This is a genomic window from Pseudomonas sp. GW821-FHT02H09, from assembly GCF_059421425.1.
This window is the reverse complement of sequence record NZ_JBWKVA010000001.1, coordinates 204,417-230,514: the sequence shown is the minus strand read 5'-3', so window position 1 is coordinate 230,514 and position 26,098 is coordinate 204,417. Positions and strand designations below refer to the sequence as shown.

Genomic DNA, 26,098 nt, shown 5'->3' with positions numbered 1-26,098 from the left:
TCTCAACGGTAAACAGTGAGCGCCAAGGCGCCGAAAATGCAGGTGAACAGGCTCAGGCGCAGCAGCGCCGGGTGCCAGAAAAAGCGGTACAGGTCGTAACCGGAGACAAAACGATCCAGGGCCCAGGCAAGCAGAGCCGCGATGAAAAACATCAGGGTCATGGTCGGCATGTACACGCCGTGGAAGGCGATTTCACGAGGCATGTTCTAGTCCTTGCGGCTCGGCGGGTGCAGCGAACGCGGCCAGCGGTGATTGCGGGTCGAGCAATGAGGTGCGGATGAAGTGCAGGTAACTCTTGACGCGACGCAGCGCCGAGGTATCGAAGTGCGGCGCGAAAGGTTCGGCGGTGGCCTGCGCCCGGCTGATAGCGTGGTCGACCGCGGTCAACGCGCGCTCGAGGTTACTTTGGCTCGGCTGGATAAACAGCCGCACCAATGAGCGCCCCATCACCCGAATCGCCTGGCGCCATGGTTGGATTTCGGCGTAAGCCGGATGCACCGGGAGGATCGCCTGTTCCTTGCGCAACTCGATGATCGCGTGGCCGACTTCCAGCACCACGAACATCCAGCGCAGCAGATCACGCTGCACCTGCGGTTGCCTCACTGCCAGGCCATAGGCCTGATGCAGCAAATCCCGAGTGCGGCTCTCGAAGCTCGAACCGAGCCCCTTGAGTTTTCCACTGATGGCGTACACCACTTGCCCGCGCAAATCCTGCTCAAGCCGACGCCACAACCAGCGGCTGTTGGGCGGCAGAATGATCGCCCCGGCGGCGGCGCACACCAACATGCCCATGACCATGGCGATGTAGTCGTTGATGAAGGCATAGGGGTTGTAGACGGTCAGGTTGTCCGGTACGGAACCGGTGCTGAAAAAGATCAGCAACCCCAGGCCGACCCCGGCGTATTGCGGCCGTGAAGTGAGGAAAGAGCCAAGCACGATCACCGGTGCGAGCATCATGCAGAGCAATGGAAAACCATCGATCCAGGGAAAGATGAAAAACATCTCGACGAAACCGATGAGCGCACCGAGCAAGGTCCCGCACGCCATCTGAAACGCCATGCGCTTGGGGTTGGGTGTGGCGGCTGACAGGCCGACGGTCGCCGCGGCAATCAGGGTCATGGTGGCGCCGTTGGGCCAGGCCGTTGCCACCCAATAACTGCCGAGCACCACCAGAATGAACGCCGCACGAATCCCCGAAGCCGCCGAAGCCAGCCAGTTGGTTTGCGGTGTGTAGGGTTCGTCCCAGCGCTCGCGTTCGTGACTGTGTTCGGCGAGCGAAGCGTGGGTCTGTGCATAACCGTGCAGGTCGTCGACGAAGCGATAGAGCAGCTCATATGCGGTGTGAAAATCCAGCTGCTCGGCGTCGCTCGGGTTGCTCTCCTCAAAGGTCGCCCGCAGGCTGCGCACTCGCGCCGGCAAACCTTCTTTAAAGGTCGCCAGTTGCGCGGCCAGCCGTTGCGCATCGGCACTGGTCAGCGCCCGAGCGGAGAAACCGTCGAGTAATTCGGCCAGGTCCTGTAAACCGGGCCTGATCGCCGCCACCACATGCTCCGTGCCGCTGCTGTGCAAACGCTCGAGCAATTGGTGCAAGGCGTTGAAGCGCGTGGTGATGCCCATGAATTCGCTGTTCAGACGACTGAGGCGACCGTTGCGCCGACGCATGTGCGGGTCTTCGAATACGGTGACGCTGCGCAGGCCTTCAAGGCCGACCGCTTCAGCGATGAAGCGCACGTTACTGCTTTCGAACGCATCGCGCTGGCTGCGGCTGCGCAGGCCATCGGTGACGAACAGCGCAAACACTCCAAAGCGCTGGTACAGCGCGTTGCGCATGGCGGCGCTGGCGGTTTGCGGGAGGATCGCGGCACTGACCAGCGTAGAGCAGAGAATGCCCAGAGAGATTTCCAGCACCCGCCACACGGCAGCCATAAACGCACCATCGGGATGGGCCAGCGCTGGTAAACCGACCATCGCCGCGGTGTAACCGGCCAGCACAAAACCGTAGGCGCGAAAGTTGCGACAGCGCGCCGCGCCAGCCGTACAGATGCCGACCCAGATCGTCAGCGAGCCGAGGAACAGTTCAGTGTTCTGCGCGAACAGGGCGATCAACCCAACCATCACCGCAGACCCGGTCAGGGTACCGAGCAAGCGATAGAAGCTTTTGGCGAACACATGGCCGCTCTGCGGTTGCATCACGATAAACACCGTGATCATTGCCGTACGCGGTTGCGGCAACTCCAGGCGCATGGCCAGCCACAGGGTCAGAAAAGCAGCGATCAACACCTTGAAGATGTAGACCCAGGTCACGCCATCGCTGCGTGCCCAGTCGAAAAAACCACGGCGCCATTCAAGGGAATACAGCCAGCGCAGCGGTGCAGGCAAGGGAGTCATTGCATCGTTCTCTATAGCCGAGCGTCAGTGATCGAAGGCAGCCAGCGCTGCCGGGGTCTTGCCTGGCACGGTTTTGCTGTCGTCAGGCACGTCCAGGCCTGCGCCGAGCCCGCCCCCCAATGCGGTGACCAGTTCAGCATGGGCGCTCAGGCGTGCGGCCTGGACCTGTTGCTGGATCTGCTGCTGATGGAACAACAGGCTCTGGGCATTGAGCACGTTGAGGTAGTCGGTGAGCCCACGCTGAAAAGCGATCATCGCGATGTCGTAAGTCTTCTGCGCCGAAGCCACCGACTCGGCGGCGAAGCCTTGCTGCTTGTCCATCGACTCGCGACGGATCAACTGGTCGGAGATGCTTTTCAACGCATTGACCAGGGTCTGGTTGTACTTGGCGACGGCGATGTCATAACCGGCCGAGGCTTCTCCCAGCTCCGAGCGCAGACGCCCGCCATCGAAGATCGGCAACGAAATCGCCGGTCCGACGTTGTAGTTGAGCTTTTTGCCGGTCAAAAACTCCAGCGCGCCACCGCCGGTGGCCATAAAGCCAAGGCTGCCGACCAGATCGACGTTGGGGTAAAAACCTGCGTGGGCGACATCAATGCCGCGCGCCTGAGCCGCCACTTGCCAGCGACTGGCGACCACATCCGGACGTTGACCGAGCAGTTCGGCGGGCAACGCCGATGGCAGTTTCAGCGCCGCAGCCAACGACAGCGTTGGCCGTTGCAACTGCGCGCCCTCCCCCGGTCCTTTGCCTGCCAGTGCGGCGAGCTGGTTGCGACTCAGCGCGATTTCTTCGTCCAGCGCATCCAGTTGCCGATGGGTTTCCGGCAACGGCGTCTGGGCCTGACTGACTTCGAAATGTGTGCCGATGCCACCATTCAAACGCTTTTGCGCCAGGTCGAGGATCTGCTGTTGCTGCTTCAGGGTCGCCTCGACGATGTCCCGCTGAGCGTAATGCAGGGACAGCTGAATATAGACACGAACCACATTGTTCTGCAGCTCCAGCTGGGCCATGCGTGCTTCGGCGACGCTCATGTGGGCAATGTCCACAGCGCGTTCGGTGGCGTTGCTTTCGCGGCCCCATAGGTCAAGGGCATAGCTGAAGCCCAACGCGGCATTGTTGTCCCAGGTGGTGGTATTGGCCAGTTCACCGGGGCCATAGAATTGGTCGGTGGGCCAGTTATGACGCTTGAGGGTCGATTCGCCTTTGATCTGTAACGACTCGGCAGATTCGGCAATCCCGGCCATCGCCCGGGCCTGGCGTACTCGGGCAGCGGCCATGGCCATGCTCGGGCTACCCTGCACGGCGAGGTTTACCCAGCGGTTCAATTGCGGGTCGCCATAGGCCTGCCACCACTGGGCGATCGGCCAGTGAGCATCCTGCGCGGCGCTCTGGATCGCCTCGTCGGTGGCCAATGTGTTGGCGGTGAGTGTCTTGCCTTGCGGGGCAATTCCTCCGGTTCCGATGCAGCCGCTGATTGCTAACGATAAAGCCCAAACACTGAGAGTCCTCAGTTCTCTGCTGATGCGACGCGGCACTGCTGCAATTTCCTGACGTGGGGGATCTTCCGGGTGGTGGCGCAATTCTAGGGGGCGGCAGGGATGGCGATAAGCCGGGATTCCTGTGAATCTTTGTTACCGTTAACGCGATAATCCGTTGGTCAGGTTCACAGGAGTGCCTGTAAAAATAGAAACTTCGTGTCACAATTTGCAATCTCCAAAGAGAGCACCCCATGGACACTTTGCAAAATATGCGCGCCTTCAGTTGTGTCGCCGAAGCCGGCAGCTTCACCGCCGCGGCCGTGCAACTGGACACCACCACTGCCAACATCTCGCGCGCGGTCTCCACCCTTGAGGCCCACCTGCAAACCCGTTTGCTCAACCGCACCACCCGACGTATCGCCCTGACCGAGGCCGGTAAACGCTACTTGCTGCGCTGCGAACAGATCCTGGCCTATGTCGAGGAAGCCGAAGCCGAGGCCAGTGACGCCCACGCGCGCCCGGCTGGGCAGTTGAAAGTGCACACCATGACCGGGGTCGGGCAGCACTTTGTGATCGACGCCATTGCGCGTTATCGCAAAACCCACCCGGACGTGACCTTCGACCTGACCATGGCCAACCGCGTACCGGATCTGCTGGACGAGGGTTATGACGTGTCCATCGTGCTTGCCAGCGAGCTGCCGGACTCGGGTTTCGTCTCGCAACGACTGGGCATCACCTACAGCATCGTTTGCGCCTCGCCGGCGTACGTCAAAGCCAATGGCTGTGCACAGAAACCCAGCGATCTGCTCAACCACGCGTGCCTGCGCCTGGTGAGCCCGGTGATTCCACTGGAGAAGTGGCTGTTTGATGGTCCCGAAGGCCAGGAAATGGTCACCATCAACAGTTCTCCGTTTCTGGTGAATTCGGCCGACGCGATGAAGACTGCCATTACCAGTGGCATGGGGGTTGGCGTGCTGCCCGTCTACGCAGCCATCGAAGGTCTGCGCAACGGCACCCTGGTGCGGGTGATGCCCAAGTATCGCTCCCAGGAACTGAACCTGTACGCCATCTACCCGTCGCGACAGTACCTGGATGCCAAGATCAAAACCTGGGTCGAGTACCTGCGCGGTTCACTGCCGGAAATTCTCGCGGCGCATCAGGCAGAGCTGGCAGCGTATGACCTGAGCGGGAGCATGAATGGGGCAAGGCTGGCTAACTGATCTCAAGGATCTATGCGATGAGAGATCGTTCCCACGCTCCGCGTGGTAACGCCTCCATGGACGCTCTGCGTCTGCTTCTGTGACGCAGAGCGTCACGGGCTGCATTCCTTTGCTGCGCGTGGGAACGATCAAACGTGCAGGTCTCGCGCACCCCCCGCCAAAAATGATAGCTTGCTTGGCATTCTCCTCCGCCCGATGAGCTTTCCTGCGATGAAAAAGACCGTACTTGCCTTCAGCCGTGTCACGCCTGAAATGGTCGAGCGCCTGCAGCTGGACTTCAACGTGATCGTTCCGAACCCGAAACAGGGCGACATCAATGCCCAATTCAACGAAGCCCTGCCCCACGCTCACGGTTTGATTGGCGTTGGCCGCAAGCTTGGTCGCGCTCAGTTGGAAAACGCCGCAAAACTGGAAGTGGTCTCCAGCGTTTCGGTCGGCTATGACAACTACGACCTGGCCTACTTCAACGAACGCGGGATCATGCTCACCAACACCCCGGATGTGCTCACCGAAAGCACCGCCGACCTGGCGTTCGCGCTGTTGATGAGCAGCGCCCGGCGCGTCGCCGAACTGGACGCCTGGACCAAGGCCGGGCAATGGCAGGCCACCGTCGGTGCGCCGTTGTTTGGCTGCGATGTGCATGGCAAAACCCTGGGTATCGTCGGCATGGGCAACATCGGCGCGGCCATCGCCCGTCGTGGGCGTTTGGGTTTCAACATGCCGGTGATCTACAGCGGTAACAGCCGCAAGACCGAGCTGGAGCAGGAGCTAGGTGCACAATTTCGCAGCCTCGATCAGTTGCTGGCCGAAGCCGATTTCGTCTGCCTGGTAGTGCCCCTCAGCGAAAAAACCAAACACCTGATCAGCCAGCGCGAACTGGCGCTGATGAAGCCGAGCGCGATTCTGGTAAATATTTCCCGGGGTCCGGTGGTCGACGAGCCGGCGCTGATCGAAGCCCTGCAAAACGGCAAGATTCGTGGCGCCGGACTGGACGTCTACGAGAAGGAGCCGTTGGCCGAGTCACCGCTGTTCCAGCTGAAAAATGCGGTGACCTTGCCGCACATCGGCTCGGCCACCTTTGAGACCCGCGAAGCCATGGCCAATCGCGCCCTGGACAACCTGCGCAGTGCATTGCTGGGTAAGCGGCCGCAGGACCTGGTCAATCCGCAGGTGTGGAAGGGTTGAGATAATCGGTGGTCTTCTGTAGGAGCGAAGCTTGCTCGCGATGCGGTCAACGCGGTTTACCTGTCACACCGTGTCATCGTTCATCGCGAGCAAGCTTCGCTCCTACAAAAACGGGTCAGGCCAGTTTGCCGGGGGCCGTCGCCGCCAGCGGCCTGGGCTTGCGAAACACCAGTACGTTGCCCAGCATCACCAGCACCAACCCGGCCAGCGCCGGTGCGGTCCACTGGTAGCCCTCAGCGAACGCCGAAACGTTCAGCGCCACCACCGGGAACAACACGGTGCAATACGCTGCCCGCTCCGGGCCCATGCGCCCGACCAGCGTCAGGTAGGCGGTGAAGCCGATCACCGAGCCCGGAATCACCAGATACAGCAACGAACCGATGTAGCGCGTGCTCCATTCCACGTCGAAGGGAATGCCTTTGACCAGACAGTAAAGCGACAGCATCGCAGCCCCGTAGGTCATGCCCCAGGCGTTGGTGGTCAATGGTTTGAGACCGGCCTTTTGTTGCAGGCTCGAAAGCATGTTGCCGGCCGAGAAGCACATGGTCCCCAGCAGCGCCAGACCTAGACCGAGCAAGGTTTGCGGACTGGCCGTGTGGCCGACCAGTTCTGGCCAGAACAAAAAGCCCAAACCCAGCAGGCCCAGAGCGCCGCCCATCAACACGTTACGCGCGACTTTCTGGCCGAAGAACACCCGGGCATTCAAGGCATTCCACAACGTCGCAGTGGAAAACACCACGGCGACCAGGCCGCTGGGAATCCATTGGCTGGCGTACAGAAAGCACATGAAGTTCACACAGAACAGGCACAAGCCCTGCGCCAGGCAGATCAGGTGCCCGCGCCGGTTCATGACTTGCAGGCGACGGCTGAGCAGCAGTATGACGAACAGCACCAGCGCCGCCAGACCGAAGCGATAGACGATCGACACCGGAATCGCCACTACGCCCAATTGCAGCTTCAGAGCAATCCAGGTGGTGCCCCAGATCAGGACAGTGAGCAGGTACAAGGTGATGTTCATGGCGAGGACTCCTGAGTATGGCTACCAGTCTCAGACCGCAAGCCTGGACGCGCTTGCATAAACTTGCGCTTTTGTCAGATCGCGGGCTCACAGCGCGCAGGCTACGGAGTAGGATGCAAAGCGTTGGAGAAAACGATCATGCCCACACTGGAAAACCTGCAAGTCTTTCAAGCCTTGAACCGCTCGCCCAATGCTCGTCTGGAGCACAGCGCCGAGCTCGGTGACGGCATGGCTGCAGCCCTGTGGAGCAACCATCACGACGCCCAGGACTACCAGGCGCCGAGCCACCACACCTTGTCCTGCTACATCGCCGGTGGCACCGGGACCTTTCGCCGTGAACTTCCCGGCACCAAGGGTGGTCCGGACAAACTCTGCATCTTGCCCGCCGAACACCAGTCCGCCTGGGTGATCAACGGCGAAATCCGCCTGGCTCACCTGTACTTCAGCCCGGAGCAATTCGCTCTCGGTTGCGTCACGTTGCTGGATCGCGAACCCCGCGAGCTGCAATTGCAGGAAAGCACCTTCCTCGACGACCCGACGCAGGCCCGGCGATTTCGCCAGTTGATCCAGCTGAACTGGAACGAACCCGGCGAACGCCTGCTGACCAGCAGCCTGGCCCACGAGCTGCTCAGCCATACCCTGCTCAGCCAGGTCGGCATGCGTCAGGGCTTGCGCCTCAAAGGTGGATTGGCCGCGCACCAACGACGGCAACTGGTGGAGTACGTCGACAACCAATTGGCCGAGCCGATCAGCCTTGGTCAACTGGCAGGTTTGTGTGCGCTGTCGGAATACCACTTCGCCCGCATGTTCCGTGAAAGCTTTGGCTTGCCGCCTCATCAATACGTGTTGGCGCGGCGTCTGACTCATGCGCGGCAATTGCTACGCACCACTTCGCAACCGCTGGGCGAGATTGCTCTGGCCTGTGGTTTTGCCAGCGCCAGCCATTTCACCAACCGCTTTCGGCAAGCGGTGGGTGGAACGCCGGGGGAATATCGGCAGGCGTTTTTGCGCTAGCTTTTTGCGAGTGAAGAAGGACTTTCCCGCACAATCATTCCGGCGCAAAAAACTCAAGGCGCCAGCGTCATCACTGAAAAAGTATCGGCATGAAACAGCGGATCGGGCTTGGGCTCACTCTTGCCCGGCGCGGGTTGAGTAAAGTTCATCGCCGGCAGGTAGACCTTTTTGCTCAACGGATCGAAGGCCATGTTGTACGCCATCGGTTGCGTGCTGACGCTGCCTCGAAGGGCGTAATGGTCAGCGTCGAGTTGATCGACAACGCTCAGGTTGGCATCGACACCACTGGGAATCAGTAACCGGCGATTATCCGCGTCATAGGCCAAGGCATTCACATCACGGGTAATCGGCAGACTGGCCTTGATGGCGCCGCTCACCCGATCAGCAACAATCAGCTGCGGCGTGTCGCCGCGACAAGCCACAAACAAACGCTGGCGCTCAGTGTCCTGCGCCAAGGCGCTGGGGCGTGGGCAACCAGCGAATTGCCAGGTATCGAGGGTCTCGAAGGTGCTGGTCGAAAACCGCGCCACTTTGCCTTCATCGCGCATTGGCAAAAAGAAACTGCCATCGCCCTTGAGCAACAGCGGATCGATCTTCTTGACGTCCAGCTCATGGGCGGCGGTGATACGTTCCTGTTTGGGATCGAACACGAACAACGTCGAGCGATTGGCACGCCGACCGCTGACGATAATCACCTGCCCGCTTTGGGGGTCGTACACCGCACTGTTGAGGTTGCTTTGCGCGACGGGAATCCTTTTCAGCAGCCGCAGTGTGGATAACTCGATCACCCCCAGACTGCCGTCGGTGTTGAGCACGAACAAGCGGTTCAACGGCGCAACGAACACCACACCGTTGGCCCCCTCGGTGCCTTCTACGGTTTTCAATAGACGCTGTTTATCCACATCGAACACGCTCAGGCCGTTCTCCCGACGCGCGAGAAACAGATACGGTCGCGCGGGATCGAGCGCGGCGAACCCCCAGCTGTCCCCCGACCCCGGCAACATCACCTGCTGCTCGCGGTGATACAGCCGGGCATCCTGCGGCGCGGCGGCCAGTGCCGCATTGCTCAAAGCAAACGCCAGAAACAACAGGCTCATGCGCTTCATCAAAACTCCAGGGTGCTGGACAACGACACCTGCCGCGAATCGCCCATCGACACAAAGAACCGGCTGACAGCCGAGGTGTAGTAAGTGCGGTCGAAGAGGTTCTTCACGTTGAGCTGGAACTTGACCTTCTGACCTTCGACCCGGGTTTCGTAGGTGGCAAAGGCATCGGCCACGGTGTAGCCCGGCAGGTCGAAATCATTCGCCGCGTTACCGGCCCGCTCGCCGACATAACGCGCGCCTGCACCCACCCGCAACTGGTCACCGCCAACGATCGTGCCGAAGTCATAGACCGCTGACAGCGAGCCGCTGTTTTTCGCCACGTTTTGCAGACGTTTACCCTTGTAGTCCGGGTCTTCGGTGACTTCGGCATCGGTGTAGGCATAGCTGCCGATCATGCTCCAGCGATCACTCAACTGACCGCTCATGTCCAGTTCCAGACCTCGGGAGCGCACTTCCCCGGCGGTGCTGTAAATTGTCGTCAAACCTTCGGAGTTGGCCACCAGCACGTTGCGCTTCTTGATGTCGAACAGCGCGATGTTGCCGGTCACACGGCCCGCTATGTCGAGCTTGGCACCCAGCTCCCAGGACTTGGCCTCTTCTGGCGCGATGCTGCCATCGAGCACCACCGCGCTGCCGCTCAACGGTGCGATGGTCGAGTTGGGCTTGAACGACTCGGTGTAGCTGCCGTAGAACGACAACTCATCGGTGTAGCGGTACACCAGGCCTGCACGCGGCACCCATTTCTGCCCGTTGCCATCGGTGTTGGCCTTGAATGGTCGACCTTTGCCGGCGAACTGGTCGTACTCCTGCAAGCGCGCACCGCCCACCAGAATCCACTGGTCGGTGAGGTGAATCGAGTCCTGCATGAACAACGAATCGCTGCGCAGCAAATCGGTCTGGGCACTGTCGGCCGGGCTGACGGTGCTGCCTTCGACTTCACGACCATAGACCGGGTTGACGTAGCTGAAGGTTGTCTGACTCTTCTGGCGGATCAGGTCGGAACGATAAATTTTGCGGTATTCATCGTCCAGGCCAAACACCAGGTCATGCCGCATGCCGGCCACATCGACCTTGCCATCGAGGCTGGCGGTGGCGAAGCGATCGGTACTGATGGCGCCCCGGGTGCCATCCATGCTGCGGGTCAGCGTGCCTTTTTTAGTGTCGATGGCGGTGATCCGGACCTGACTGGCGTCGTAGGTTTCACGGTTCCAGCTGTAGCCGAAGTGGGCTTTCCAGTTGTCGTTCAGGTCGTGGTCGGCTTCGAAGTGATACAGGTCCGAGCGCCCTTCCATATTGTTGAACGGTTCGTCCAGACGCCGGCCACGGGGAATGTCCACCGGGTGATTGGTATTGGGATCGATGGCGGTGCCACGGTCGAACGGCGAGAGGAATTCGCGGTGTTCATAGGCGAACAACAGTTTGGTGCTTTCACCGAACCAGGCCAGGGACGGCGCGATCAGGGACTCGCGGTGGGTGCCGAAATTGCGCCAGTAATCTTCGTCTTCATGGTCCAGGACCAACCGGTAAGCCAGCCCCGAATCTCCCAGCGCGCCCGTGCTGTCGAGGCTGCCACCGCTGCCGTTCTTACCGGAGCCATAGGTCGAACCGCGTAGGGTCAATGCGTTGTATTGCTCAAGCTCGGGCTTCTTGCTGACCATGTTCACCACACCGCCCGGGTCCTGAATACCATAGAGCAGCGAAGCCGGCCCTTTGAGCACTTCGACGCGATCCACCGAGGCGTTCAAGCCTCGGCCCTGCACGACTGGCATACCGTCACGCATGATCGAACCGTTGCGGTTGTCGCCAAAACCGCGGGTCATCACCGAGTCTTGAGTACTGCCCAGCGTGTTGCCCTGAGTGATGCCGCTGACGTTCGCCAGCGCGTCATCCAGATTGCGTGGCGCCTGATCGCGAATGACCTGGGCCGGGATCACGTTGACGGTCTGTGGAATTTCTTGCAGCAACGCCTGGGAGCGCATCACCGAACTGGTGGGCGGCGGCTGATAGCTCATCGGTTGCTGTTCGGACGAGGTGATGGTGGTCGCGCCCAGATTCAACGTGCCTTCAGTAGGCAGCGGTTCGAGAGCCAGGGTGTGGGCGTCGGTTTGGCGGAAGGTGAACCCGGAATGGCTCAACAAGCGCTGCATGGCCTGCACGGCACTCAGCTGACCGCTGACGGCCGGCGCCTGGAGGCCATAGGGCGCTTCATCGGTGTAGACCACACTGATGCCCGTGACCCGGCTGAAGTCGCTCAGCGCCTGGGGCAGCGGTTTGGCCGCGATCGCGAAGTTGAACAGCGCGCTGTGTTGCGCACCGACGGTATCCGCGGCCAACGCCACACTCAGCGGCAACAGGGCCAAACCCGAAACAGCCAGTGCAGATGCACCGAGCCATTGTTTTACCGAACCGCTTGCCGCCGACCTTGCCCTGGACTTCATGCTCATGACCTGTGTGTAGAACGCTACGGATGCGAATGAATCGCACTTTCAAGCACTACACGGATGTCGCCCGGGTTTACCTCACGAAAAATGTGAAAATATTTTCAGGTCCGAGATTGGAGATTGTGGAGATCGTTCCCACGCACCGCGTGGGAACGATTTTCTGCCAGGAGGCTTCAACGCAAAATAATCAGACGCCCCAACACACTGTGCTGCTCAAAGCCCAAAACGCCTTGCAGGGAATTCAACACCAGCTGCGCATCCTTGCTGGGAAAGCTGCCACTGACCCGGCGGGCAGCCAGTTCATCATTGAGCAGAACAATCCGCCCCGGGTAATAGCGCCTCAGGTCTTTGACCACGTCGGCCAGCGGTGCCTTGTAGTAATTCAGCCAGCCCTGGCGCCAGGCAAGCTGCGCTTCGCTGTCGACCGAATGCAAATTGCTGGCAGCGCCCGAGGCATAGACCACTTGCTGACCGGCGCCGAGCACCTGTTGTGCGGTGTCTTTGCTCGCGCTGACGCCCACCCGCCCGGACAGTACCGTCACCTGCGCGCCCGTCGGTTGCAGCCGCACTTCGAACTGGGTGCCGAGCACTCGCGCCTCACCACCGTTGGCTTCAACGACGAACGGTTCGCCGGTATGGGTCACGCTGAAAAACCCGGCGCCGCGACGCAGCTGGATATGACGCTCTCCCCGGCTGAAATCAACGGCGATGGCGCTGTCGGCATCCAGGGTGACTTGCGATTGATCGGCAAGGGTGGCGGTACGCACTTCGCCAGGCGCCGAGACATAATCCGCGCCCAAATCATCGATCCAGCGCGAGGGCTGCCAACCGGCGCCCAGGGAAATCATCAACAACAAACAGGCGGCCATCGCCAACGCGCCAGACCAGCGTCGCAGCGAAGTGCGCCCGGAACGGTTCATGGCGTTGAGATAACCCTGCAAGGCAAAGGCCTCTTCCTGTGCCAGCTTGCTCGCTGGCGCTTCACTCAACTCCCAGACCACCTGAGCCTGGGCATAAGCCTCGACATGGGCTGGATCGGCCTGCAACCAGCGCCTGAACGTAGCCTGATCGCCACTGCTCGGCTGGTCATGCAACAGGCTCAGCCAGGCCAGCGCGGCCTGTTCCTGGGCGGGCGTCGGGGTGACGCTTGCGGTGTTCATCACGGTGCTTTCCCTGGCGTACGTGGTGTCGAGGGCTCCCGCAGGCTTGCCTTGCAAGCATCGAGGGCGCGCATCATATGTTTTTCGACGGTGCTTTGAGACAGCCCCATGGCCTTGGCAATCTCAGCGTACTTGCGGCCGTGAATGCGGTTGAGCAGAAAGATCTGCCGCGTGCGCTCCGGCAAACTGCGTAACGCCGCTTCGACGTGGCGCAGGTCATTGCTGGCTTCCAGCGCCGCTTGCGGTTCGGTGCCTTGATTGTCCTGTTGCTCCGGCAGCCAACCTTCGTTGACCCGCCCCCGCGCACCTTCGCTGCGTAAATGATCGATGGCGATGTTGCCGGCACAGCGCAATAAATAGGTGCTGAGCTCTTCAACCTGCACCAGGGGCCGACGCCAGAAACGCAGGAACAAGTCCTGCACCAGATCCGCCGCGGTCGCCCGGCAACCTACCCGGCGACTGACCAGCGCTTCCATCTGCGGGCGCTGCGATAGAAACACCTGCAGGAAATGCGCGCGGCCGCCCAACGCTTCAGCGCTGTCGGCGTCCTGGGATTCGGGGGGCGTAGTGATCATTGATAGCTGGCTCAACTAGTGCTGCGCAATGGTCTCAAGCAGCCGCACTAGTTCGTGGTTCAACAAAACGCCAATATTAATGATAAATATTCTCATACGCAAAAGACATCGACGAGGCAGCCACAAATGCGCAAGCGCAGACCTGTCCGTCAGTAGAACAACCGCGGCTCCGGCGCTGCCAACAGACTGGCCAGCTTGGTCAGGGCAAAGCCCAATTCGTCGCGAGTGGGAGTCATCAGAGCAATCCGCACACCACGGGTCGACGCCGTGCGTTGCGCCAGGAACTGGCTGCCACTGACCACAGTCACGCCATTGGCCCGCGCCAGATTGGCGAACTCGTCGCTGGTCCAGGGCTCCGGCAACTCAAGCCAGATATGGAAACTGTTGGTCTGACTGCGAATGTCATAAGCGCCCAGAATTTCCAGCGCCATTTTCTGCCGCACCGCAGCCTCATCCTGCTGCACTTTCACCAGACCTGCGCCCATGCCGCTGTTGATCAGGTTGCTCGCCAGTTGCGCCATCAACGGCGACGGCATCCAGACACTGCTGCGCACCATCGAAGACAACCGCGACAAGGTCTCCGCAGGCGCATAGAGGTAACCGATACGCAGCGCCGGCAAGATGCTTTTGGACAAGCTGGTCAGGTAGATGGAGCGCTCGGGGGCGTAAGCCGATAGCGGCTTGTGGACGTTACGGGTTTCGAGAAAACCATAGATGTCGTCGTCGACGATGAACACGTCGAACTCACGGGCGATCTGCGCAATCTGCGCCCGTCGCTCATCCGGCATGATCGAGTTGGTCGGGTTCTGGTGGGTCGTTACGCAGATCAACAAGGCCGGCCGGTGCTCGGCACACAGGGCGCGAAACGACTCCGGCACCAGTCCGAATTCGTCAACCCGAACACCTTTCAAACGACGGCCGAGGCTATGGGCCAGGGAGATGATGCCGGGATAGCAATACTCTTCGCAGAGAATGACGTCATCACTGGTCGACAGGCTGCTGATGGCGACCAACAAACCATGTTGCGCGCCAGCGGTCAGCACGATCTGCTGCCAGTTGGCGTCCGGCAAGCTGCGTTGCACCCAGGCGGCACCGGCCTCTTTGTGAACGGCATGACCACCATCAGTGGTGTAATCGAGGATGCGCCCCAGGTCCGGCGACTGCGCCAGTTCGACGATCGAGCCGCGTAACCAGTCGGTCATTCCGGCATCGTTGGGTTTGATGATCGAAAGATCGATCTGCCCGGTCACGGCCTTGCTCCCGGGACTCTTCAGCACGCGCGGCTCTGCACTCGAGACTTTCTTGTGCAGCACGAACGTACCGCGCCCCACCTCGCCAATCACCAACCCGCGCTTGCCCGCTTCATCGTAGGCGCGGCCGATGGTGCCCGGCGTGACTTTCAGGATTTCAGCCAGTTCTTTGAGGGTTGGGAGCCGATCGCCTGGCTCGAGTCTGGAGGCGACGATGTCGCGCTCGATGGCGTCGGCGATCATCAGATAGACCGGTTGTGCTTGGCCGCTGTATTGAGGAACCCACATAGGGACAACACCAGAAATTGCATGAACGCGAAAGCCTAACATGAAAAATTCAATAAGAGTAATCGCACCACAATCGAATCAATATTCACCTATTAATACGATTACACCCCTAGAAAAACATCTGTTGAAAAATGCCTGAAAGCGCGCGCGCCCATGAGTGGACTCACTGCTACTGATCCCGCATCACGGCCTGATATTCAGGCGCAAGTCGTTTAGCGATGCCCAATAAAATCTTCGCCTGAGCGCTCAGAGCGCTGGAATTCAAAAATAAAATTCCGTCGGAAAAATCCCTTTTTAATCATCACGTTAAACATCATTTTGCGATGCTGCGGTAGATCGCCCCAAAGAAATAAATTGAATCGATTTAATTTTTGTAATTACAATTATTACATCGACTCAATCAAGAGGCGCATTCCATGCACCCCGAGAGTCGATACGAACACCCGGCCGCGCTCCGACAGACGCCACCGGCAAAATCATAATGTCGTGCACGCCTGCCAGCGTCGCACGAAATCTAACGGCACCAAGCATCGGAACATGGGGTTTCACTGGAAATGGAAAGCGCAAATTTAAAGCTCGCCGCCGAGGCTGTCACCAAGCTGGAAATCAGATTGCCATGGGTCATTTCCAGCGCATGGCAGGCCGTACTGAACCACACGCCGCTCGACTTCGAAGCCAACAAGGACATCTACTTTCAGCTCAAGGAACAGGCCCAGGATGTTCTCGGCTCATCACTGACCCAGCAAATCCGCTCATTCGTCGAAGACCAACAGCTGAGCTCGCTGATCATCAGGAACTGCCCCCGAGACCGCGATATTCCGCCGACGCCTTACTCAGGCGTGCTCAGCCCGAAAAGCACACCAGTGGCTTGCCTGGTGAGCCTGTCCATGCACAGCCTGCTGGGCATCAACCCGGTGGTGTACGAAGGCGAGAACGATGGACGACTGTTCCGTCACGTGATTCCGGCACGCGCCTCGGGCACCCAGAAAAGCTCCCATGGTTCGAAGCTGCGCTTCTCTTATCACGTGGACAATCCTGACCTTCCACTCTCTGCGGAAAACGTCGACGCGGTGTCCTGCTGCCCGGAATACCTGTCGTTCTTCGGCATGCGTTGCGACCCGCGGATCAACACCACACTGGTCAACGTCGACGATCTCGTTGCAGCCCTGCCGACGCAAACCGTCCACGCACTGACGTTGCCGCAGTTCGAGATCAGACATCCCGATTCCTTCGCCAGCAATCGCCGCACCACGGCCAACTTGCCGGTACTGGTGCGTGGCTCGTCCGGTGAATGGCTGTGCCGCTTCGACTGCGAAAACACCTATGCCATGAACACCCAGGCGCAATGCGCGCTCAATGCCCTGAAAACCCTGGTGGAATCGCGGCAATTCGATGAGCCACATCTGCTCCTGCCGGGCGACTTCATGATCTTTAAAAATCAGCGTGTGCTGCATGCCCGCGATGGTTTCGAACCGCAGAACGACGGCGCCGATCGCTGGTTGATGCGCCTGTTCGCCGTCAACGATTTGAACCGGGTGCGCTTCACCCGCGCCGATCATCTGTACGAAGTCCTTTCTTGATTTTTCAACTCACACTCGTCAGGTATCACCATGGAATTGCTGGGATCTTTTTGGGCTGAACACTGGATATTCGCGATCCTGATGCTGGGATCTATCGCCTTTGTTGCAGGCTTTGTCGACAGCATCGCCGGTGGTGGCGGGTTGTTTCTGGTGCCGGGTTTCCTGTTGGTCGGGTTGCCGCCTCAGGTCGCGCTCGGTCAGGAAAAGCTGGTCAGCACCCTGGGTACGATCGCCGCCATCAGAAACTTTCTGGCCAACAGCAAAATGGTCTGGAAAGTGGCACTGGTCGGGGTACCGTTTTCCCTGTTGGGTGCCTACCTCGGGGCGCACCTGATCATTTCAATCTCTCAGGAAACCGTGGGAAAAATCATCCTCGCGCTGATTCCGATCGGCATCCTGATTTTCCTGACCCCCAAAGATCGCCCCGTCGAAGAACACACCCTGAGCAATCGGGTGCTCTACACCGTGGTCCCGCTGACCTGCCTGGTGATCGGTTTCTACGACGGCTTCTTTGGGCCAGGCACCGGCAGCATGTTCATCATCGCCTTTCATTACCTGTTGAAGATGGATCTGGTATCGAGCTCCGCCAATTCCAAAACCTTCAACTTCGCCTCGAATATCGGTGCACTGGTGGCTTTCGTCATGGCCGGCAAAGTCGTCTATCTGCTGGCACTGCCACTGGTGCTGTGCAACATCCTGGGTAATCACGTGGGCAGTGCCCTGGCGATCCGCAAGGGTAACGAGGTGGTGCGCCAAGTGCTGGTGCTGTCGATGCTCTGTCTGTTCGCCAGCCTTGGCGTGAAGTACCTGGCCTGATTTTTTTCAACGGGAGAACACCATGAAAACCGCATTTGTAACCGGCGCATCCGCCGGGTTCGGCAAAGCCATCTGCCGTAAACTGATTGCTGACGGTTATTGCGTCATTGGTGGCGCACGCCGCACTGACAAGTTGGCGGAACTTGAGCAGGAATTGGGAGAGAACTTCATTCCCCTGACCCTGGATGTCACGGATCCGGCATCGCTGGATGCAGCCATCGAAACCATTCGTGATTCGTCTTTGCAGATTGATGTATTGGTGAACAATGCCGGTCTGGCTCTGGGCATCGAACGGGCACAGAACGCCGACGCACAGAACTGGGAGCGGATGATCGCAACCAACATCACCGGGTTGACGATGGTCACGCACAAGATTCTACCCGCCATGGTCGAAGCCAATACCGGCCTGATCATCAACATCGGCTCAATTGCCGGTACTTACCCCTACCCCGGCGGCAACGTGTATGGCGCCAGCAAAGCCTTCGTCAAGCAGTTCAGCCTGAACCTGCGGGCAGACCTTGCGGGGACAAAAGTGCGCGTGACCAATATCGAACCGGGGCTTTGCTCGGGGACGGATTTCTCCGTGGTGCGCCTGGATGGCAACCTGGAAGCGGTCGCGGCACTGTACAAGGACGTCGACGCCATCCTGCCGCAGGATTTGGCCAATACCGTGGCATGGATTGCCCAGCAACCGGAACACATGAACATCAACTCCATCGAAATCATGCCCGTCGCCCAGACCTATTCGGCCTTGAGCATCGCACGCAATCTTTGAGGTTTTTGCATCGGCGATGATCGTTCCCACGCAGAGCGTGGGAACGATCAATCCCACGCGGGAGCGTGGGAACGATCAAGAGTCAGGCACCAATTGCCACAAACAAAACGGGCCTGCGATTGCAGGCCCGTTTTCATTGGGGTGGTAAAGGTATGTCAGGCGTCAGCTATTGAGCGCGGCCTGTTCATTTTCCAGAAACTCTTCTTCAAGCAGCGCATCTGCATGAGCGCCAGTCTGGATTGGCGTCACGGTGGCGCGTTTACCGCGCAGTTTGCCGAACAGATGCTCCAGCGCGTGCTCAAGCTTGGTGGCTGCACCTTCGATCGCCTGGTCCAGCGTATCGGCTTTATGGGTGACCGAAATCGGTTGATGGCCTTTTGGCCGCGCTTCAAGCTGGCAGCGCATATCGTGGGGACCCGGTTTGTCGCCGTTCTCGTCCCGCAGGTGAACCTCGACCCGTGTCAGGTCTTCTTCGTAACGTTCGAGCGTGCTCTCAATGGTAGTACGTACCCACTCCTCCAGTCGGATGCTGCTTTGAATATGGTTATCGCTATTGACTTGGATTTGCATAGTTCATCCCTTATTTCAGCTAGCTCGCGAGAGGTTCCCCGGCAACGCCTTGAGGCGTGATGACCGTGACCTCTTGCTTACAGAGTCGGGCTGCGCGCAGAACAATTCAACCCCTAAAAAAAGATAAATTTTCATTCACAAAAAAAGCCGGACAACACGCAAAAGCGCTGTTAATGTCGGGAGTTGGGTCGCCTCGGCTCTCCCTCTCCAATTTTCACAATTGCCCCTCGCCCAACGGGTGCATGCTGCGAAAAATCCCCTCCTCCACCAGCCAGTCATGCACCGCCCGCCGGCGCCGCCGGAATCATCCCCGCAGTGCTGCATTACGACATGAAGTTCAATCCCGAAGCCTGCGATGACGATGTCAGAGCGTTCTTCCTCGGCGCGGCAGCGGTGGGGATTCTGTGCAAGAAAAACGCCTCGATTTCCGGTGCTGGCGCGGCGATGGCAAACACTTCATTTCCCTGGAGCGGGTGATCCGCACCATGCGCGATACCGGCGCCGACATGCATGACAAATACAAAGAAACTTCACGGGGCGGCCTGGCGGTGAGCTGGGTGGAATGCTGACGAGCACTCCTTAACCGTCCTTTTTCCGTGAGCCCCAGTAAAAACAATGATTAGGCGATACTGATGACCGATGTATGCGATTCGCCGGGTGCCGGCGCTGCGCCAGTACTCCGGGCAGCTGTCGAACGTGTTCGTGGTCGTGATCGGTTTGGTGGCGCTTTCGGCGATCATCTTCTCGTTCATGCCCTGAAACGGGCAGTGTTTTGAAAGGCGGGCCCGTGAGCCTAATGCCAGTCAGTCAAGACATTACGCGAACCGTAGCAGCTGGCGAAGCCTGCGTCCGGCTGCGCAGCAGTCGTAAAACAGTCACTGCGGTATTCCAGACAAATCGTGGAAGCAGGATTTGCCACGGCTTCGCCGCCGGACGCAGCCTTCGGCAGCTGCTACGGGGGACAGCGCTGAACCTGAAATTCCTTAACTGACTGGCATTGGGCCCGTGAGCCCGCCTTTTTATTGCCGGTCTATTGTCTGACGATTTTCCCGGCATGCCCTTTGCTTTGTCGGTCAGGAGGAAAATGGACTTATGAAACCTCAGCGAACGGCCTGCCGATGGTCTGGAAGTACGAACCAATCCCGATCACGACCGGTCAATGACTGCAAGATCCAATCACGCGGTGACGCATTATGGACAATCCTTTTCAGATCATTACCGATGCTTTTGCCCCGCATTATCAGGTCAATCTGAGCATTCAAGGGCTCGACGGCAGCATCATGCTGACCCTTTCCAACGCTGGCCGTGTGGTGGCCAAACGCATGATCAGCATCGAGCAACGCAACGACCCGCAGCGCCTGAAACGACTGGTGCAAAGTATTCAGTTCGGCATTGCCATCGAACAGGGCCACAGCGCCATGGCAATTCTCGAGGCGATGACCGACAGCGACAACCTCGAACTTCCATCTCCTCCACGCAAGAGCTGGCCGGGCGGTCAGCCCCCTCTGGCAATGCGGAATTAACGCTCGCCCTCCTCGATTTCCGAATGCTCGCTGGAACCCGCACCGGCTTTGCGCTGCGGGTTTGCAATCTTCACCGAGGGGAACTGCGACGAGGCGTAGCGCACCACCAGAATCGAAAATGCCAGCAGCAGAATCCCGCCGCACAGATAAATAATGCCAACGTCTGGCGGATTGTGGTGGGAGACATTGGAAATCAGCAGGCGGGTCAGCGCGGTGATCGCCACGTAGATCAGGAAGCGCACTGGCATGTGGTTGGTCTTGAAGTAAATCCCGACCATCGCCCCCAGTTCGAGGTAGATGAACAGCAGCAGAATGTCATCGATCTTGATGTGACCCGCCTCGATCATCTGCAAGAATTCTATCACCGCCGCCCAGGCCGTCACCGCACCAATGGCGAACAGCGCCAGGTAGTGGAACGTTTCGACGAACAGATTGCCCAGCGACTCGGCCAGCTGATGGACATTTTGGCGAAGGTTCTCGGCCCAATTGATTTTCACGATGGTATTTCCTTAGGTCGGTTCGACCAGATCATGCGGGTTTGACGTGACGGTTTCTCTGCATGCAGAAAAAAGGCCAGAGCCTGAGAAGTGAGATGGTGACGGGGTGATATGAGGCACTTTTCTGCGGCACCTGTACCGGCGCCATCATCGCGGGCAAGCCTCGCTCCTACATGAACGCAGTACCTGCAGGAGCGAGGCTTGCCCGCGAATGAGGCACCTCGGTTTACCTGACAAACCCAAAATCCCGACTACATTAAAAAGCCACTACCCAAAGCGCAGGGATTCGCTTATCCTTTTAGCTGTATAAAAATACAGTAGTCGCCAAGACAACTATCGTAAAGGCATGTGAGGTGGTGAATGGCCGTCGAAGTGGTATACCGCAGCAGCCGAGATCTGGAGCGCTTGTTCATGGATAAAGCCGAAGCTGACCGTCATGACAAAATGCTCGAACTGGCTGAGTTGCTGGCTGAAGTGTTGCAAAAAGCGGTTCCGTCGCTGACCGAACAGCAAGTGGAAGAAGCCGGGATCTACATGGCGAAAAACCGCGATGTGTTCGCCAGGGCATTCAAGAGCCAACCGGATGCACTGTCCGAGTTGCTCAACGTGCCGGCTGAAGTAACTGAATCGGTTGAAGTGGTTGAAGTGGTTGAAACAACTGAAGCGACTGAAGCGACTGAAGCGACTAAAGCAGCTGAACCCGTTAAGCCCGCGAAAACCGCCAAGTCCGCCAAGTAAGCAACGCCCGAATTGAATAGGCCCTGAGTCAAATGGCTCAGGGCCTTTTTCATGGGCGAATGAAAAGTCTAATCCTCAGGCTTTTCCAGAGCCTCGACCAACGCCTTGAAGAAGCGCGCCGCTTCGCCTCCCGTGACTGCCCGGTGATCGAAGGTCAATGACAGCGGTAGCACCGGATGCACCGCCACCTTGCCGTTCACCGCCACCGGTTCGTCGCGAATCCCGCCGGCAGCGAGGATTGCCACTTGCGGCGGCACCACCACCGGGTTGGCATAACGTCCGAACAAGGTGCCGAAATTGGACAGCGTCAGGGTCGCGCCCATCATCTCCTTGGGCGGTATCGAGCGAGCCTGCACGTCCGCTCGCAAACGACTCATGCCCTCTTTCAGGTCTGCCGATTTACGATTGCCCACGTCACGCAGCACCGGCACGAACAAGCCATCCGGTGTGTCCACGGCGATCCCCAGGTCGAGTGTTTCGTGCTGCTTGATCGACAGCGACTTGCCATCGAACGCACTGTTGAGCACTGGCTCCACCGCACAAGCGGCGGCCATGGCCTTGGCCAGACGAATCAACGGATCCCTGGCGTGCCCCCAGCGATGCAAATCGGCATCACCGAAGATTGTCACCGGCACCACTTCAGCGTGGGACCTGGCCATGTTCAACGCCATGCTGCGACGTACGCCACGCAGCTTATCGCCGCCGAATTTTTCGCGCTCGGTCTGGGACGCGTTCTCGACATCGCTGCGGGTGATCAAGCCATCAGCGCCGGAACCGCTCAGCGCACTCAAGTCGACGCCCAGTTGCCGTGCCAGTTGACGCACCGCCGGAGTGGCGCGAGTAGCCATGTGTTCGCGGGTCGAGGGCGCGGCACCAACGAAAAACTGATCGTCCTGGCTGTTGCCGCCGCCTTCGAGGCGCCCGACCACGGTGCCCGCATCAGCTTCACCTTCATAGCCAAGCAAGGGCTCGCCAACATGCAGGATGTCGCCTTCGCCGCCGTAGGTTTTTGCCACCACACCGTCATAGGGCGCGGGGATATCCACCAGGGCCTTGGCGGTTTCCACCGAGACCAGCAGTTGATCGGCTTTCACCGTATCGCCGACCTTGACGTGCCACTCGACAATCTCCGCTTCCTGCAGACCTTCGCCCAGATCGGGCAGTTTGAAATATTTCATTGCTCCCTCCTCGGGCTCAGGCGAAATTCAGCGCGGTATCGCAGGCGTAAAGAATGTCCTCGACGCTGGGGATATACAGGTGTTCGAGCCGGTACAGCGGTGGCGGAATATCCGGCGCGGTGACTCGCTGGATCGGTGCCTGCAATTGCAGCAATACCCGCTCGTAGAGGCTCGCAGCGATTTCCGCGCCGACGCCACAGGAGCGTGGTGCTTCATGGACGATCACGCAGCGACCGGTCTTGCGTACCGAGGCTTCAAGGGTGTCGAGGTCCAAAGGTTTGACGCAGGCGACATCGATTACCTCCGCCGAAACGCCCTGCTCGGCCAGCGCGGTGGCGGCCTGCAAGGTTTCCATGACGCTGGCGCCCCAACTGATCAAGGTGATGTCGTTGCCTTCGCGCAGGGTGAAGCAGGTATCCAGCGGCAGGCGTTTGCCGTCATCGACCAGCGGTTGCGGGTTCATGCGATAGAGCCGGGTTGGCTCGAGAAACACCACCGGATCGGGATCATCGATGGCCGCCAGCAGCAAGCCATAGGCTCTTGCCGGCGACGATGGAATTACCACCCGTAGCCCCGGAATATGCGCAAGCAATGCTTCGGTACTTTCGCTGTGATGCTCCGGCGCACGAATTCCGGCGCCCATCGGCGAGCGCATTACCATCGGGCAAGTGATCCGCCCACGCGTGCGGTTGCGCATGCGGCTGGCGTGGGACACCAGGTGCTCCATGGTGGCATAGATAAAACCCATGAACTGGATTTCCACCACCGGTTTCAAGCCTTGAGCGGCCATGCCCACCACAAGTCCACCGAGCATGGTTTCCGCCAGTGGCGAGTCGATGACCCGTTTGAAGCCGAAGCTGTCCCGCAATCCTTGGGTGGCGCGAAACACACCGCCGTTCACGCCGACGTCTTCGCCGAGGACGATGACATTTTCGTCTTCGCTCATGGCCCGGTGCATGGCCAGGTTCACGGCTTCCAGGAGGCTGACTTTTTCGTTACTCATGAGCCGAACCTCCCGCGCGCCGCGCAATCCTTTCGAGAAACCATTCGCGCTGTTCCGCCAAGGCCGCCGGCCACTGTGCATAGACGTATCGCATCACCGCTTCCGGCGCTTGATTGCCAGCCGCATCGAAGTTATCCACAGCACGCTGCACCAGACCCTGGCATTCGGCGATCAGCGCCTGCTCGCGACCTTCATCCCAGACACCCTGCCCGGCCATGAAGGTTTGCAGGCGTTTGATCGGTTCTTCAAGCCAGGCTTGCTTGACCTCATCGGCCGGGCGGTAACGCGTGGCGTCGTCCGCGGTGGTGTGGTCGCCGAGACGATAACTCAGGCATTCCAGCAGTACCGGGCCTTTGCCGTGACGCGCCCGCTCGAGGGCGATTTGCATGCGCTCATACACCGCGAGCATGTCATTGCCGTCGACCTGCTCGCCGTGGAACCCGGCGCCAATCGCCTTCTGCGCCAGAGTCGGCGCGCCGCACTGAATCCGCCGCGGTACCGAGATCGCCCATTGGTTGTTGTTGACCACGAACACCACCGGCAACTGCCAGGCTCCGGCCACGTTGAGGGCTTCGAGGAAATCACCTTTACTGGTGGCGCCGTCGCCACAGGTGGTCACCACCACCCGATGCTCGCCACGGATCTTGAATGCACTGGCGACGCCACAGGCATGCAGCGCCTGGGTCGCGATCGGCACACAGATGGGGAAATCCTGGGCCACCGCAGGTTCGGCAAAGTCACTGCCGCGCTCGTCGCCCCCCCAATACAGGAGAATTTCTTCCATGCGTACCCCGCGCATCAATTGCACGGCGGTGTCGCGGTAATAGGGCACCAGCACATCTTCGGGGCGCATCAGGCTGCCAATCGCGACGCCGATCGCCTCCTGGCCCAGGGTCGGCGCGTAAGTCCCAATGCGCCCGGTGCGTTGCAGAGCGACGGCTTTCTGATCGAACAGGCGCGTCAACACCATCTGCCGGTAGAGGCGCGTCAGCAGGTTGAAATCATCCGCCCAGGCAGGAAGCTCACCAAGCAGTTTGCCGTCGGGAGATAAATAGCGGGTATAGGGAAGGTCGACCTTATTGGGCATGGCACCGCTCCTTGCACGCCGGATAAGCGTGATGCTGTTGAGCCCGGTGCTTGTGGCGCGGGCCTTTCGAGCAAGTCGGCCGTCGTGGGGTCTTTGCTCTCTCCTATCGGTATAGCAGGCGCTCCGCCAACTCGTCAGCCACCCGCGCCGGGGAGCGTTTTTCGGCCTGGGCGTGGGCGAAGACTTCGGTCAGCCGTGCGCCGATTTTCGAGAGGTGAGCGGTAATGGTCGTCAGCTCTTCGCCACGATGTTTCAGCGCAACGTAAATCAACCCACCGGAATTGATCACGTAATCCGGTGCATACAGAATCCCGCGATTTTCCAGTTGATCGGCGACTAGCAGGTTGGTCAACTGATTGTGCGCGGAACCGGCTACCGCCGCGCAGCGCAATTGGGCGACGCTGTGGCTGTTGAGCACACCACCCAGACCGCAAGGCGCGAGAATGTCGCACGGGGTGCTGAGCAGCGCTTCATTGGCAATTGGATGAGCCCCCAATAGCTCCATGGCCAACTGTACTTTGCCGGGGTCAATGTCGCTGACCAGCAATTCGGCACCTGCGGCGTGCAATTGCTCGGCGAGTGCAAAGCCGACATTACCCAAACCTTGAATGGCAATGCGCAAACCTTCAAGGTTATCGCTGCCCAAACGGGCCATGGCAGTGGTGCGGATTCCGGCGAACACGCCCATGGCGGTGTGCGGCGAAGGATCGCCCGCAGCGGTGGTGCTGGTGACATGCTGGGTCTGTTGGGCAATGCAATCCATGTCGGCAACCGAGGTACCACTGTCGATGGCGGTGATGTAGCGACCGTCAAGCTGTTCGATGCAGCGGCCGAAAGATTCAAACAAGGCGGCGCGACTTTCGACATGAGGCGGGCGAACGATCACCGCTACGCCGCCGCCTTGAGGCAGACCGGCCAATGCAGCCTTGTAACTCATTCCCTGGGCCAGACGCACAGCGTCGACCACAGCGCTTTCGTCGTCGGGGTAGGCAAGGTAACGACAACCGCCCAGGGCTGGTCCCAAGCGACTGCAATGAATGGCAATCACCGCCTTCAACCCGGTCTTTGGGTCGACGCTCAGGTGCAGCGATTCAAGGCGAGTGCTTTGCATGAGAGCAAACATCATCGGGCTCCCGAATAAAGCTTATGTCGCCAGTATAGGCTTCCGGTAAAAGATTGCTGAAGCACACGGGAATAAGCCGAGGCT

At 59.5% G+C, this 26,098-nt stretch carries 22 protein-coding genes and 3 pseudogenes; 10 read left to right on the top strand and 15 right to left on the bottom strand.

What is annotated here, in order from left to right; translation table 11 throughout:
• Positions 1-2 precede the first annotated feature (2 nt).
• From AC07VR_RS01050 to AC07VR_RS01040, 3 genes are read right to left on the bottom strand one after another with little or no spacing between them, the layout of a single operon-like run.
• Complete coding sequence (locus AC07VR_RS01050) at positions 3-203, bottom strand: DUF1656 domain-containing protein (RefSeq protein WP_494995117.1); 201 nt, start codon at positions 201-203, stop codon at positions 3-5.
• Entirely contained in the window at positions 193-2,388 is a 2,196-nt protein-coding gene (locus AC07VR_RS01045) for an FUSC family protein (RefSeq protein WP_495010269.1), read from the bottom strand. Before AC07VR_RS01045 ends, AC07VR_RS01050 begins: the two co-directional genes overlap by 11 nt.
• Before the next feature lie 24 nt (positions 2,389-2,412).
• Entirely contained in the window at positions 2,413-3,924 is a 1,512-nt protein-coding gene (locus tag AC07VR_RS01040; RefSeq protein ID WP_494995119.1) for an efflux transporter outer membrane subunit, read from the bottom strand.
• A 194-nt stretch (positions 3,925-4,118) separates the two neighbouring features.
• On the opposite strand from AC07VR_RS01040, the gene AC07VR_RS01035 reads away from it, so the two are divergent.
• The gene (locus AC07VR_RS01035; RefSeq protein WP_494995120.1) at positions 4,119-5,087 is read left to right on the top strand and encodes a LysR family transcriptional regulator; all 969 of its coding nucleotides are present in this window, start codon (positions 4,119-4,121) and stop codon (positions 5,085-5,087) included.
• A 210-nt stretch (positions 5,088-5,297) separates the two neighbouring features.
• Positions 5,298-6,272, top strand: coding sequence for a 2-hydroxyacid dehydrogenase (locus AC07VR_RS01030; RefSeq protein ID WP_495010268.1), 975 nt, complete (start codon positions 5,298-5,300; stop codon positions 6,270-6,272).
• 115 nt (positions 6,273-6,387) lie between these two features.
• Here the strand turns inward: AC07VR_RS01030 and AC07VR_RS01025 are convergent, their stop codons facing one another.
• Entirely contained in the window at positions 6,388-7,290 is a 903-nt protein-coding gene (locus AC07VR_RS01025; RefSeq protein WP_495010267.1) for a DMT family transporter, read from the bottom strand.
• A 138-nt stretch (positions 7,291-7,428) separates the two neighbouring features.
• Here AC07VR_RS01025 and AC07VR_RS01020 point away from each other — a divergent pair, with 138 nt between their 5' ends.
• A complete protein-coding gene (locus AC07VR_RS01020) occupies positions 7,429-8,304 on the top strand; it encodes a helix-turn-helix domain-containing protein (RefSeq protein ID WP_495010266.1) in 876 nt (291 codons plus the stop codon).
• Between the two features lie 53 nt (positions 8,305-8,357).
• Here AC07VR_RS01020 and AC07VR_RS01015 read toward each other — a convergent pair whose 3' ends face one another.
• The 5 genes from AC07VR_RS01015 to AC07VR_RS00995 form a co-directional block, all read right to left on the bottom strand.
• Positions 8,358-9,410: a YncE family protein gene (locus AC07VR_RS01015; protein ID WP_495010265.1), complete on the bottom strand. Its 1,053-nt coding sequence runs from the start codon at positions 9,408-9,410 to the stop codon at positions 8,358-8,360.
• Positions 9,410-11,848: a TonB-dependent siderophore receptor gene (locus AC07VR_RS01010; RefSeq protein WP_495010264.1), complete on the bottom strand. Its 2,439-nt coding sequence runs from the start codon at positions 11,846-11,848 to the stop codon at positions 9,410-9,412. Before AC07VR_RS01010 ends, AC07VR_RS01015 begins: the two co-directional genes overlap by 1 nt.
• A 176-nt stretch (positions 11,849-12,024) precedes the next feature.
• On the bottom strand, positions 12,025-13,011 hold the full coding sequence (locus AC07VR_RS01005; RefSeq protein WP_495010263.1) for a FecR family protein: 987 nt from the start codon (positions 13,009-13,011) through the stop codon (positions 12,025-12,027).
• Positions 13,011-13,586, bottom strand: a complete 576-nt coding sequence (locus AC07VR_RS01000) for an RNA polymerase sigma factor (protein WP_494995128.1) — start codon at positions 13,584-13,586, stop codon at positions 13,011-13,013. The genes AC07VR_RS01005 and AC07VR_RS01000 overlap by 1 nt, the downstream gene beginning before the upstream one ends.
• A gap of 149 nt (positions 13,587-13,735) precedes the next feature.
• A complete protein-coding gene (locus tag AC07VR_RS00995) occupies positions 13,736-15,124 on the bottom strand; it encodes an aminotransferase-like domain-containing protein (protein WP_494995129.1) in 1,389 nt (462 codons plus the stop codon).
• A 554-nt stretch (positions 15,125-15,678) separates the two neighbouring features.
• On the opposite strand from AC07VR_RS00995, the gene AC07VR_RS00990 reads away from it, so the two are divergent.
• From AC07VR_RS00990 to AC07VR_RS00980, 3 genes are read left to right on the top strand one after another with little or no spacing between them, the layout of a single operon-like run.
• Positions 15,679-16,704, top strand: a complete 1,026-nt coding sequence (locus tag AC07VR_RS00990) for a TauD/TfdA family dioxygenase (RefSeq protein ID WP_495010262.1) — start codon at positions 15,679-15,681, stop codon at positions 16,702-16,704.
• Between the two features lie 30 nt (positions 16,705-16,734).
• Positions 16,735-17,520, top strand: a complete 786-nt coding sequence (locus AC07VR_RS00985; protein WP_494995131.1) for a sulfite exporter TauE/SafE family protein — start codon at positions 16,735-16,737, stop codon at positions 17,518-17,520.
• Between the two features lie 22 nt (positions 17,521-17,542).
• Positions 17,543-18,295, top strand: a complete 753-nt coding sequence (locus AC07VR_RS00980; RefSeq protein ID WP_494995132.1) for an SDR family NAD(P)-dependent oxidoreductase — start codon at positions 17,543-17,545, stop codon at positions 18,293-18,295.
• Between the two features lie 162 nt (positions 18,296-18,457).
• Here the strand turns inward: AC07VR_RS00980 and AC07VR_RS00975 are convergent, their stop codons facing one another.
• Positions 18,458-18,865 (bottom strand): HPF/RaiA family ribosome-associated protein, encoded by a 408-nt coding sequence (locus AC07VR_RS00975; RefSeq protein ID WP_494995133.1) that lies wholly within the window; start codon positions 18,863-18,865, stop codon positions 18,458-18,460.
• Between the two features lie 279 nt (positions 18,866-19,144).
• On the opposite strand from AC07VR_RS00975, the pseudogene AC07VR_RS00970 reads away from it, so the two are divergent.
• From AC07VR_RS00970 to AC07VR_RS00960, 3 genes and pseudogenes are all read left to right on the top strand, one after another.
• Positions 19,145-19,434 (top strand): annotated as a pseudogene (locus tag AC07VR_RS00970) (L-serine ammonia-lyase, iron-sulfur-dependent, subunit alpha); the annotation flags it as partial.
• Between the two features lie 67 nt (positions 19,435-19,501).
• Positions 19,502-19,624: pseudogene (locus AC07VR_RS00965) on the top strand (HAAAP family serine/threonine permease); the annotation flags it as partial.
• A gap of 434 nt (positions 19,625-20,058) precedes the next feature.
• Positions 20,059-20,388, top strand: a complete 330-nt coding sequence (locus AC07VR_RS00960; RefSeq protein ID WP_495010261.1) for a DUF3509 domain-containing protein — start codon at positions 20,059-20,061, stop codon at positions 20,386-20,388.
• Here AC07VR_RS00960 and AC07VR_RS00955 read toward each other — a convergent pair.
• Positions 20,385-20,885, bottom strand: a complete 501-nt coding sequence (locus AC07VR_RS00955) for a phosphate-starvation-inducible protein PsiE (RefSeq protein ID WP_494995135.1) — start codon at positions 20,883-20,885, stop codon at positions 20,385-20,387. The genes AC07VR_RS00960 and AC07VR_RS00955 overlap by 4 nt on opposite strands.
• A gap of 360 nt (positions 20,886-21,245) precedes the next feature.
• On the opposite strand from AC07VR_RS00955, the pseudogene AC07VR_RS00950 reads away from it, so the two are divergent.
• Positions 21,246-21,485, top strand: a pseudogene (locus AC07VR_RS00950) (YebG family protein); the annotation flags it as partial.
• A gap of 206 nt (positions 21,486-21,691) precedes the next feature.
• Here AC07VR_RS00950 and AC07VR_RS00945 read toward each other — a convergent pair.
• The 4 genes from AC07VR_RS00945 to AC07VR_RS00930 form a co-directional block, all read right to left on the bottom strand.
• Positions 21,692-22,801, bottom strand: coding sequence for a dihydrolipoamide acetyltransferase family protein (locus AC07VR_RS00945; RefSeq protein ID WP_494995136.1), 1,110 nt, complete (start codon positions 22,799-22,801; stop codon positions 21,692-21,694).
• 16 nt (positions 22,802-22,817) lie between these two features.
• Positions 22,818-23,804 carry an alpha-ketoacid dehydrogenase subunit beta gene (locus tag AC07VR_RS00940; protein ID WP_494995137.1) on the bottom strand — a complete coding sequence of 329 codons (987 nt, stop codon included), beginning with the start codon at positions 23,802-23,804 and terminating at the stop codon, positions 22,818-22,820.
• Positions 23,797-24,891 (bottom strand): pyruvate dehydrogenase (acetyl-transferring) E1 component subunit alpha, encoded by a 1,095-nt coding sequence (gene pdhA / locus AC07VR_RS00935; protein ID WP_494995138.1) that lies wholly within the window; start codon positions 24,889-24,891, stop codon positions 23,797-23,799. Before pdhA ends, AC07VR_RS00940 begins: the two co-directional genes overlap by 8 nt.
• A 103-nt stretch (positions 24,892-24,994) precedes the next feature.
• Positions 24,995-26,014 carry a Leu/Phe/Val dehydrogenase gene (locus AC07VR_RS00930; RefSeq protein WP_494995139.1) on the bottom strand — a complete coding sequence of 340 codons (1,020 nt, stop codon included), beginning with the start codon at positions 26,012-26,014 and terminating at the stop codon, positions 24,995-24,997.
• Positions 26,015-26,098 lie beyond the last annotated feature (84 nt).